At 69.6% G+C, this 11,192-nt stretch carries 8 protein-coding genes and 1 pseudogene; 6 read left to right on the forward strand and 3 right to left on the reverse strand.

The window, feature by feature from the left end; all coding sequences use genetic code 11:
- On the forward strand, positions 1-255 hold a 255-nt coding region (locus tag D452_RS0114910), incomplete at its 5' end, for an FBP domain-containing protein (protein WP_017544955.1).
- Positions 256-278: 23 nt separating this feature from the next.
- Here the strand turns inward: D452_RS0114910 and D452_RS0114915 are convergent.
- Entirely contained in the window at positions 279-2,096 is a 1,818-nt protein-coding gene (locus tag D452_RS0114915; RefSeq protein WP_017544956.1) for an ABC transporter ATP-binding protein, read from the reverse strand.
- Positions 2,097-2,326: 230 nt separating this feature from the next.
- On the opposite strand from D452_RS0114915, the gene D452_RS0114920 reads away from it, so the two are divergent.
- From D452_RS0114920 to D452_RS0114935, 4 genes are all read left to right on the forward strand, one after another.
- Positions 2,327-3,502: a thiolase family protein gene (locus tag D452_RS0114920; RefSeq protein WP_017544957.1), complete on the forward strand. Its 1,176-nt coding sequence runs from the start codon at positions 2,327-2,329 to the stop codon at positions 3,500-3,502.
- Positions 3,499-5,592: a 3-hydroxyacyl-CoA dehydrogenase NAD-binding domain-containing protein gene (locus D452_RS0114925; RefSeq protein ID WP_017544958.1), complete on the forward strand. Its 2,094-nt coding sequence runs from the start codon at positions 3,499-3,501 to the stop codon at positions 5,590-5,592. The genes D452_RS0114920 and D452_RS0114925 overlap by 4 nt, the downstream gene beginning before the upstream one ends.
- Before the next feature lie 123 nt (positions 5,593-5,715).
- Positions 5,716-6,600: a hypothetical protein gene (locus D452_RS0114930; protein ID WP_017544959.1), complete on the forward strand. Its 885-nt coding sequence runs from the start codon at positions 5,716-5,718 to the stop codon at positions 6,598-6,600.
- 55 nt (positions 6,601-6,655) lie between these two features.
- Positions 6,656-7,117 carry a MarR family winged helix-turn-helix transcriptional regulator gene (locus D452_RS0114935; protein WP_017544960.1) on the forward strand — a complete coding sequence of 154 codons (462 nt, stop codon included), beginning with the start codon at positions 6,656-6,658 and terminating at the stop codon, positions 7,115-7,117.
- On the opposite strand, the pseudogene D452_RS0114940 reads toward D452_RS0114935, so the two are convergent.
- Both D452_RS0114940 and D452_RS0114945 read right to left on the reverse strand, forming a co-directional pair.
- Positions 7,118-7,417: pseudogene (locus D452_RS0114940) on the reverse strand (MMPL family transporter); the annotation flags it as partial.
- A gap of 56 nt (positions 7,418-7,473) precedes the next feature.
- Positions 7,474-9,690 (reverse strand): MMPL family transporter, encoded by a 2,217-nt coding sequence (locus D452_RS0114945; protein WP_017544962.1) that lies wholly within the window; start codon positions 9,688-9,690, stop codon positions 7,474-7,476.
- Between the two features lie 150 nt (positions 9,691-9,840).
- Here D452_RS0114945 and D452_RS0114950 point away from each other — a divergent pair, with 150 nt between their 5' ends.
- Positions 9,841-10,614 carry a TetR/AcrR family transcriptional regulator gene (locus D452_RS0114950; RefSeq protein WP_026129328.1) on the forward strand — a complete coding sequence of 258 codons (774 nt, stop codon included), beginning with the start codon at positions 9,841-9,843 and terminating at the stop codon, positions 10,612-10,614.
- Positions 10,615-11,192 lie beyond the last annotated feature (578 nt).

Below are 11,192 nucleotides of genomic sequence, written 5' to 3' on the forward strand. Positions count from 1 at the left end.
TCGTTCTGCCTGACCGTCCACCCCGCCGGCGGGGTTCGGCTGTTCAGCGCGCCCAAACCCGGCAAGGCCGGTCGGCAGGGGGACACGGTCGGTCTGTACATGTGCGCGGACCTCGCCTGCCCGCTCTACGTGCGCGGCAAGCGGGAGTCCGCGCTGATCCAGCCAGCGGAGAGCATCACCCGTGAGGAGCGCATCCAGCGCCTGCGCCTCAACGTGGACCGCTTCGCCTCCTCCTTCCTCACCCTCGGCGGCTGAGACCTCCGGGACGGGCTCCGTGATCAGGTGAGTTCACGGGTGGGCGCCAACGGGGAGGGTGCGTCGGCAGGGGCCGCGTACTCCTCCGGTTCCGGGGCGATGAGCTGCCCCGCGGCCAGGTCCCGGTAGAGGGCGTCGCGTTCGACCAGTTCGGCGTGGGTGCCCACCGCGCGGACCCGCCCCGTCTCCAGGACCACGATCCGCTCCGCGCTGGTGACCGTCGACAAGCGGTGCGCGACGACGATCACGTTGGTGTCGCGTGCCGCCGCCAGCATCACCGCCTTGAGGGCGCCCTCGTTGGCGGAGTCCAGCTGGGACGTGGCCTCGTCCATGAGCAGCAGTCGGGGGCGGCGCAGCAGGGCACGGGCGATCGCCACGCGCTGGCGCTCGCCGCCGGAGATGGTGACGCCCCGGTGGCCGATCGGGCTCTCCAGTCCGTCGGGCAGGCGTTCGACCAGGTCCGTGAGGCGGGCGGTGCGGATCACCTTGCTGAGTTGCTCCTCGGTGGCGTGCGGGGCGGCCATGGTGAGGTTGGAGCGCAGGGTTCCGTCCAGGACCGGCGCGTCCTGTTCGACGTAGCCGATCTGCGAGCGCAGAGCCTCCAGGGGCCAGTCGCGGACGTCGGTGCCGTCCAGGCGCACACTGCCGGAGGTGGCGTCGTAGAAGCGCTCGATCAGGGAGAAGACGGTGGTCTTACCCGAACCCGAGGGGCCGACCAGGGCGGTCAAGCCCGGCCCGGAGGCCTCGAAGCTCACACCGTGGTGCACCAGGGGCAGCTCGGGGTGGTAGCGGAAGGTGACGTCGGTGAGGGAGATCTCGGCGGGGCGTGCGGCGGCGGGTTCGGTGCTGGCGGGCCCCGAGGCCTCCTGGTCGAGGTCGGCGACCTCGTCGATGCGGCGAACGGCGGCCAGCCCGGTCTGGAGCTCGGTGGCCGACTGCACCAAGGAGCTGATGGGTTCCATGAGGTAGAAGAGCAGCAGCAGGAAGGCGATGAGGGTGGACACGCTCATGTTCCCCGCCGCCACCATGCCGCCGCCCACGCCCAGCACCACGAGGAAGCTGGTGTTGACCGCGAGCATGGACAGCGTTCCGGCCAGCGCGGTCCACCCGGCCACGGAGACTCCCCTGCGCCAGGACTCCACGGCGGCCTCGTCGAGGTCGGCGATCTCGGCGCGTTCGGCGGAGGAGGCCTTGACGGTGCGGAAGGCGCCGAAGATCCGTTCCAGGAGCGATCCCATCACTCCGAGCGAGGCCTGGGCGGCCTGGGTGGCGCGGCCGATCCTGGGCAGGACGACCCCCATGAGGAGGCCGACCACCAGGATCATGCCCAGGGTGATCAGGAGCAGCGTCGGGCTGAGCACCCCCATGACGACGATGCCGCCCACCAACAGGACCGAGCTGGTGAAGAGGTTGGTGATACCGCTGGTGGCGACCGAGCGGAGCAGGGTGGTGTCGGCGGTCAGCCGCGACACCAGGTCGCCCGGTTTGAGCCGGTCGAGTTCGCCCACGCGCAGCCGGACGAGGCGGCCCACGAGGGTGCGGCGCACACCGAGCACGACGCTCTGGCCGGTGCGTTCGAGGACGAAGGAGCCCAGGGCGCTGATGACGGCTCCGGTGAGCACCACGCCGAGCAGGACGAGGATCGGTCCGGAGATGGGTGTGCCGCCGCCCAGAGCGTCGATCACGTACTTGGCCATGAGCGGCTGGACCAGGCCGGTGATGCCGCCGAGGAAGGTGAGGACACCGCCGACCAGGAGCATCCGCCAGTGCGGCCGGGCGTACTCCCACAGTCGCCGCAGGGGTGCCCTGGGCGCCCGTCTGAGCAGTTCCTGGTGTTCCATGTCAGGTCGTGGCATCGTCGTCCCCGTGTCGTCCCCGTCAGGTGTCCACTCAAGGGAACCGTCATGGCGGGTGCGCCCACAAGCGCCGAAGGTAGGGCGATCGTCCTACTTCGGAAGTGACCGGCCCCGCCGCTCGCACTATTTGTTACCGGCGAGTAGCATGGACTCATACAGTCCACCCAACGCTTGGAGAAGGAGGGGCCATCGTGTCGCGAACTGCCCGCGATGTCGTGTTTGTCGATGGGGTCCGCACCCCGTTCGGCAAGTCAGGCAAGGGCCTCTACGCCGAGACGCGCGCCGACGACCTGATCGTCCGCGTCATCCGCGAACTGATGCGCCGTAACCCGGGCCTGCCCCCGGAGCGCGTCGACGAGGTCGCCATCGCCGCCACCACCCAGATCGGCGACCAGGGCCTGACCCTCGGGCGCACCGCCGCGATCCTCGCCGGGCTGCCGCGCAGCGTCCCCGGCTACTCCATCGACCGCATGTGCGCCGGCGCCCTCACCGCCGCGACCACCGCGGGCGCGGGCATCTCCTTCGGTGCCTACGACGTCGTGATCGCCGGTGGCGTCGAGCACATGGGCCGCCACCCCATGGGCGAGGGCGTCGACCCCAACCCCCGCATCATCTCCGAGAAGCTGGTCGACCCGTCCGCGCTGGTCATGGGCAACACCGCCGAGAACCTGCACGACCGGTTCCCGACCATCACCAAGGAGCGCGCCGACGCCTACGCGGTGCGCAGCCAGGAGAAGGTCGCCAAGGCCTACGCCGACGGCAAGATCCAGCCCGACCTGGTCGAGACCCTGGTCCGCTCGGCGGAGAAGGGCTTCGGGCTGGCCACCCAGGACGAGCCGCCGCGTCCCGGCACCACCATGGAGTCGCTCGCGAGCCTCAAGACCCCGTTCCGCGCGCACGGCAACGTGACGCCCGGCAACGCCGCCGGTCTCAACGACGGCGCCACCGGCACGCTGCTCATGGCGGAGGAGGTCGCCGAGGAACTGGGGCTGGACGCCAGGATGCGTCTGGTCGACTTCTCCTTCACGGGCGTCGAGCCCGAGGTCATGGGTGTCGGACCGGTCCCCGCCACCGAGAAGCTGTTCGCCCGCCAGGGCCTCACGATCGACGACATCGGCCTGATCGAGATCAACGAGGCCTTCGCCGTGCAGGTGCTCGCCTTCCTCGAGCACTTCGGTATCGCCGACGACGACGCCCGCGTCAACCCCTGGGGCGGCGCCATCGCCGTCGGCCACCCGCTGGCCTCCTCCGGCGGCCGTCTGATGATGCAGCTCGCGCGCCAGTTCGCCGAGCGCCCCGACGTCCGCTACGGCATCACCACCATGTGCGTGGGCCTGGGCATGGGCGGGACCATCCTGTGGGAGAACACCAACTACGAGGGGGGCAAGTGAGCACCGCCATCGAAGAAGCCCGCGAGCTTTTCAAGGACGAGGTCGTCACCAACGCGATCTCCCGCGATGTCGAGCTCCCCTACGGCGCGGGCACCGCTGTCCTGATCACCCTGGACAACGGGCACGACCACACCAAGCCGAACACCTTCGGCCCCGGCGGTCTGCTGAGCCTGGACTCCGCGATCGAGGCCGCCAAGGCGCGCACCGACATCGTGGCCGTCGCCGTCACCGGCAAGCCGTTCATCTTCGCGGTCGGCGCCGACCTCACCGGTGTCCCCGCGCTCCAGAACCGCGAGCAGGCCGAGGCCATCGGCAAGCTGGGGCACGACGTGTTCCGCAAGCTCGGCGAGCTGGACGTACCCACCTTCGCCCTGGTCAACGGGGCTGCCATGGGCGGCGGCGTCGAGGTGGCGCTGCACTGTTCGTACCGCACCGTGTCCTCCGGCGTCCCGGCCTTCGCGCTCCCCGAGGCCTTCCTCGGCCTGGTCCCCGGCTGGGGCGGCACCTACCTGCTGCCCAACCTGATCGGTGCCGAGAAGGCCCTGAAGCTGATCGTCGACAACCCGCTCGCCCAGAACAAGATGATCAAGGGCAAGCAGGTCTTCGAAATGGGGATCGCCGACGCGATCTTCGAGCCGGCCGACTTCGTCGAGGAGTCCCTGCGCTGGGCCGCGCGGGTCGTCAAGGGCGACGTCACCGTCGAGCGCCCCGAGGTCGACAAGGGCGAGGCCTGGGACAACGCTGTCAACATGGCCCGTTTCGTGGTCGAGGGCAAGCTGCACGGCGCCGCCCCGGCCCCGGCCCGCGCCGTCGAGCTTGTCGCCGCCGCCAAGACCGCCACCCGGGACGAGGGCTTCGACGCCGAGGACCAGGCGCTCGCCGACCTCATCATGAGCGACGAGCTCAAGGCCGGGCTGTACGCCTTCGACCTCGTGCAGAAGCGCGCCAAGCGTCCCGCCGGGGCGCCGGACAAGTCGCTGGCCCGCAAGGTCACCAAGGTGGGCGTCGTCGGCGCCGGTCTGATGGCCGGTCAGCTGGCCCTGCTGTTCGCGCGCCGCCTGGACGTGCCGGTCGTCATGACCGACCTGGACCAGGACCGCCTGAACAAGGGCGTGGACTACGTCCACGGCGAGGTCGACAAGCTCCTCAAGAAGGGGCGCGTCAACCAGGACAAGGCCAACCACCTGAAGGCCCTGGTCTCCGGTTCGCTCACCAAGGACGCCTTCTCGGACGCCGACTTCGTCATCGAGGCCGTCTTCGAGAAGATGGAGGTCAAGCAGCAGGTGTTCGCCGAGGTGGAGGCCGTGGTCTCCCCCGAGGCGATCCTCGCGACCAATACCTCCTCGCTGTCCATCACCGAGATGGCGTCGAAGCTCCAGCACCCCGAGCGGGTCGTGGGCTTCCACTTCTTCAACCCCGTCGCCGTCCTCCCGCTGCTGGAGATCGTGCGCGGCGACCGGACCGACGACGCCTCGCTGGCCACGGCGTTCGCCACGGCCAAGAAGCTGAAGAAGACCTCGGTCCTGTGCAAGGACGCCCCGGCGTTCGTCGTCAACCGCCTGCTCACCCTGTTCATGGGTGAGGTCCTGGCCGCGGTGGGCGAGGGCACCGAGCCCGAGGTGGCCGACCGCGCGGTCGCGCCGCTGGGTCTGCCGATGTCGCCGCTCATGCTGCTCCAGCTGGTCGGCCCGGCGGTCGGTCTGCACGTCGCCGAGACCCTGCACGGCGCTTTCCCGGAGCGCTTCGCGGTCTCGCCGCAGCTGGACGCCGTGGTCAAGGCGGGGAAGACGGCGATCTTCGCCCCGGACCTCACCATCGACCCCGAGGTGAAGGAGCTCCTCAAGGGCGGGGGCTCCCCGTCCGAGGAGAAGGAGATCCTGGACCGGGCCCTGCGTGCCATGGCCAAGGAGATCCGGATCATGCTGGACGAGGGTGTCGTGGCCGAGGCCGCCGACATCGACCTGTGCCTGATCACGGGCGCCGGCTGGCCCTTCCACACCGGCGGCATCACCCCGTACCTGGACAAGGTCGGCGTGTCCACCGAGGTGAACGGCAAGCCGTTCCACGAGGGCGCACCGAAGGCCTTCTAGGCTCCCCGGTCGCCAAGGGCCCGGTCCCCCACCAGGGGGCCGGGCCCTTTCTCTTCCGGGTACTCGTCCACAGATTTCGACTACAAGCACACCCGACCTGTGACTCTCTGTAACGTGTTGTCCGTGGCCATATCCCCTGAACACCAGATCTACTCGGAGCTGTTCGCCGACGCCCCCGACATGGCTGTGGGCTTCCTGCGCGACCTCGGAGTGGAAGTACCGGTCTACGACCGAAGCGAGCTGACCTCCTGCGATCTCGGGCACGTCGATCCGGTCGAACGCCGGTCCGACGTCGCGATCCTGCTGCGCGGGAAGGTCGGCGATGACCCTTTCGGAACGTTGATGGGCATCGTCGTGGAGGTGCAGAGAGACGAGAAGGAACGCAAGCGCTTCACCTGGCCCGAGTACGTCGCAGCTCTGCGGTCCAAGAACGAGTGCCCGGTGGCGCTGTTGGTCATCTGCCCCCGGCAACACGTGGCCGACTGGTACAGCCGGCCGATCTCCCTTGGACACCCGGGGTTCGTTCTCAACCCGATCGTGCTGGGCCCCGAACGTATCCCGGTCATCACCGACCCAGGTGAGGTCGGTCGGTTCCCGACTCTGGGGGTGCTGTCCGCAGCCGCCCACGGACCGGCCGACCCGGAAGTGATCAGGGCACTACACAGCGGGCTGGACTCCATCGACCAGGAAACGGCGACGAAGTACATTGGATACGCGCTGCACCTGCTCACCGACAGCAACGGCCAGCGGGCCTTGGAGGAGCTCATGATGACGGACACCTACGAGTACACGAGTGCCTGGACCGAGAGCCTCAGGGCCGAGGGAAGGGCCGAAGGGCTGGCCGAAGCAAAGAGCGAGTCCGTCCTGCGAGTGCTCGAGGCCCGGGGGATGTCCCCCGACGCTGCGGCGAGGGAACGAATCGGGGCCTGCCGTGACCTCGGACGACTTGACGTCTGGTTCGACCGGGCCCTGAGCGTCGACTCGGTCGACGGGGTCTTCCGGGACTGAGGCGGATTCGGCCGACCGCCCGGGACGAGCGGTCGGCCGAAAGTAGAATGCGGCCATGAACGAGGCGAGTGCGTGGGTCTCCCCCCTGTCGGGGCTGACCGGGTTCCGACTGATCAAGCTCGGCGAGCTCCTCCAGGCGACCACCGCGTCGGCCTTCGAGGAGCTGGAGGTCAGCCCCCGCCAGTTCCATGTGCTCGCCGCGACGGCGTCCATGGCCGACCCCTCGCAGCAGGAGCTGAGCCGCGCCCTGGGCATCGACCCCAACGTGATGGTCGGGGTCGTCGACGATCTGGAACGGCAGGGGCTGGCCGAACGCGTGCGCAACCCCCGGGACCGCAGGCGCTACATCGTGACCCCCACCGCGCGGGCCCTGGAGGTACTGGAGCGGGCCCGCGCGGAGGCCGAACGGTTGGAGCGGGCGTTCTTCGCCGAACTGAACGAGGACGAGCGCGCCGCCCTGCACGAACTCTCCGGCCGCCTCGTGGCGGCGCACCCCCGGGTCACCAAGACCGAGTAGTCAGTGGCTCAGGCCCAGCCTGGCGTGCACGCGGCGCAGGGGCGCGGGAGCCCACCAGTTGGCGCGACCGGCCAGGCGCATGGTCACCGGGACCAGCACGCCCCGGATCAGGGTGGCGTCGACCAGGATCACCGCGGCCATCCCCACCGCGAGCATGATCAGGTAGAGGACGCTGGAGGTCGCGTAGACCGCGAAGGAGGCGGCCAACACCACGGCCGCGGCGGTCACCAGGGGGCCGCTGCGCTGGAGCCCGGCCGCCACAGCGGACGTCGTGTCGCCGGTCAGGTCGTACTCCTCCTTGCGAGGACCCCGCCCGGCACGGGGCCGGACGGGGTCCTGGGGGCGATCAGGGCGGCTCAGACGCCCGCGGTCACCTTCTCCCGCTGTTCGACGGGAGCGGCCGCCTCCTCGTCGTCACCGCCCTCGGAGATGCCGATCCTGTCGTGCAACCACCGCAGCGGACGCGGCAGCCACCAGTTCCAGTCGCCGAGAAGACGCATGGTGGCGGGCACCATGACCGCCCGGACCAGCGTGGCGTCCACCAGGACGGCGAGAGCGAGCCCGATACCGATGATCTTCAGGAAGAGGAGTCCGGAGGTACCCATCGCCACGAGCACCACGCCCAGCAGCAGGGCGGCGCTGGTGATGATCCGTCCGGTGCGCTGGAGCCCCAGGGCCACCGAGCGGGTGTTGTCCCCACTGCGCAGGTACTCCTCCCGCACCCGGCTCAGCAGGAACAGCTCGTAGTCCATCGCCAGCCCGAAGGACACGATCATGATGAGCACCAGGTACGTGGGGTCGATGGTGCCGACCGCGTCGAAGCCGAGCAGCCCGGCGAAGAGCCCCTCCTGGAACCCCCAGATCACCACGCCCAGCGAGGCGCCCAGTGACAGCGCCCCCATGAGGACCGCCTTGACCGGCAGCACCACGGAACCGAAGGCGAGGAAGAGCAGGACCAGCGTGGAACCGATGATGAACGCGACCGTCTTCGGAGCCTCCTGCACGATCGCGTCCAGGTTGTCCAGCTGCATGGCGGCCACACCGCCCACGAGGGTCTCCTCGGCGCCCTCGGGCCCGGGATCGGCGCGCACGTCGCGCACCAGCTGCTGCACCTCGGGGTCGTCCGTGGCGCCCTGGTAGGCGACCTCCACGTGCGCGACGCCCTCCGTCGTCCGGGTGACACTCGCACGGACCGCGCCGGGCAGGGCGTCGAGGCGCTCCACGTACTCGTCGAGCCGCGCCTCACCGCTGTCACCGCGCACCGCCACGTGCAGCCTGCCGACCTGCCCGGCGGGGAAGTCCTCCGCCATCGACTCGGTGCCGATCCGACTGGAGGCGTCGACCGGGAGGTAGCGCTGGTCGGTGGCGCCGAACTGGGTGGAGGCGAGGCCGGAGCTGAAGGCCACCAGGACACAGCCGACCGCGACCAGGGACACGGCGGGGCCGCGCATCACGGTGCGGGCGAATCTCGCCCAGGCCCCCGCGTTCTCGTCGATCACACCGGTCACGGTCCGACGCGGCAGGGGCAGCCCGAGTCGGTCGATCCGGCGGCCCACCACCGCCAGCAGCGCGGGCAGGAACACCAGGGCGGCGATCAGGTCGAAGGCCACCACGGCGATGCCGCCGAAGCCGATGGACTTGAGGATGGGCTGCGGGAAGAACAACAGGCCCGCGAAGGCGATGCCCACCGTCACTCCGGAGAAGGCGACCGTCCGACCGGCAGTGTCGACCGTGCGGCGCACCGCGTCGGGGACGGTGCGCCCCCGGCCCAGCTCCTCGCGGAAGCGGCTGACCATGAACAGCCCGTAGTCGATCGCCAACCCCAGGCCCAGCAAGGTGGCGACGTTGATGGCGAATACCGACACCTCGGTCACCGAGGTCAGGGCGCGCAGCACGGTGAGGGAACCGAGGATCGCCAGGCCACCGACCGCGAGCGGCACCAGCCCGGCGACCAGGCCGCCGAAGATCAGCACCAGCAGCAGGAGCAGGACCGGAAGGGTGATGAGCTCGGCGCGGATGATGTCGCTCTCCGCCGTCTCGGAGAGCTCGTGCTCGACGGCGATCGGGCCGCCCAGGTGGGTCTCCAGCGGTCCGGACTCCAGGACGCTCGCCGCCGCCTCGAACTGGTGCAGGCGTTCGTCGTGCGTCTCGCCCGCGAGGGTGACCGGAACGTAGGTCGAGTGCATGTCCTCGGACACGAGCATGCCGCGCTCGACGTCCGACAGCTCCTCGTCCAGGTACAGGTCGTACCCGGTGACGACGTCCTCGGGCAGGTCGTCGGCGATCCGCTGGACGGCCTTGGCGAAGGTCGGGTTGTCCACCTGCATCTCGTCGCTGCGGTAGACCGCGATGACGTCGATGTCGTCGTGGCCGAGCTCCTCCTGGAGCACGTCCATGGCCCGTGAGGACTCCGAGCCGGGGTCCTCGAATCCGCTCTGGCTGACGTCCGAGAAGACGCCGAGCCCCCACACCACGGAGAAGGCAGCGAAGAGCCCTGTGAGGGCCAGAATCCACCATCGGCCCCGGTGGGCGCCGAGCCCCAGTCGGCCGAAGATCCCCGTGTGTGTCGGCATGGGCCGCCCTTTCAAGCGAACGCTCGTCATATTCGTGAACAGTGTTTGCTAACGGCGTTCACTAAAGCGTGCAGGCATTACGATGTCAATATCGCCGAGAGAACGAGAGCGCCTCGACCCTGGCGCGTGAGACGGGGTGTACCGCAGCACATGACGAAACCGCCGGTCACAAGCGAGCATCGGGCCGGGGGCACCCTCAGCCGCCGCGAACGTGTGCGCGAAGCCACACTCGCCGAGATCAAGGAGATCGCCCGCAGACACCTCGTGGAGTTCGGGGTCGTCGGGGTGTCCCTGCGCGCGATCGCCCGTGAGATGGGCATGACCGCGCCCGGCCTGTACCGCTACGTGCCGGGGATCGACGCGCTGCTCGTGCTGATCACGGCGGAGATGTACGAGGACCTGGCCGACGTGGTGTCCGCAGCCGACGCGAGCATGCCCGTGGAGGACACGGACGGCCGCATCCTCGTCTCACTGCGCGCCTTCCGGAACTGGGCCGTCACCCATCAGGCCGAGTTCTCGGTGATGTTCGGGCCGAGGACCCGGCTGGACCCCGAGGCCGACATCTCCCGCGCCCTGGAGGCGGGCCGTCGGTTCGGTTCCACGTTCTTCACCCTCTTCGACCGACTGGTCTCGGAGGAGCGTTTCCCACTGCCAGCCGACGAGGAGATCCCGAACGCGCTCCGACCGGAGCTGCGCTCCTTCGCCGAGTCCGTCGGGTTCACCTCTCCGGACATCTCCGAGGGCGCCGTCATGGTGCTCACCGCGTGCTGGGTGCGCCTCTATGGGGTGGTCTGCATGGAAGTGTTCCAACATCTGAGTTTCGTCGTGCGGGACATGGAACCATTCTTCGAGTCCGAGCTTCAGAACATGGCGAAGGACCTCGGGGTTCGCTATTCCCCGCCCCAGAAGGCGGGGGGCACCTGACCGGGACCCGCCCGTTCAAGCCCCATACTGGAGGTCTGCGGCTATTGCCGGATTCGTGGGCACGAATCCGGCATGCCGCTCCCCTGTAGGCGCGAAGACGAGGACGGTCCCGTGGAGAACCGAACCGGAGCTGACCAGCCCGGGGAGAGCCCTCCCCCCTCCAGGGCGCCGCACGACACTCCAGACCCCTCGGATCCGCCACAGACCTCCCAGGGGCCCACCCACGCACCAGCGGGACCGCGCCCCACTCAGGGTCAGCTACCGGGGCAGCCCGCCTCGCGGCCTTCGCAGCCTGACTTCGCCCCACAGGACCCAGCCCATGGGGTCTCGGCATCCGCTCCGAACCAACTGTCACGCGAGCTCCAGGGGACGCAGGTCCCGCACGCGGCGCAGGACACGCAGCGAAGCTCCGCTTCGCAGTCCAACGAGCCGCGATCGGCGATGCCCCACACACCGCACGCCTCGGCGGCGCCCCGGGAGTCTCCCGGATCACAGGCACACCAGGAACCTGGAATCGCCCCACAGGCACCACAGGAGCCTCAAGGGCTCCCGCCCGCGCAGAACCACGCACCCCGGGC

The organism is Nocardiopsis prasina DSM 43845, assembly GCF_000341265.1.
Lineage (GTDB): Bacteria > Actinomycetota > Actinomycetes > Streptosporangiales > Streptosporangiaceae > Nocardiopsis > Nocardiopsis prasina.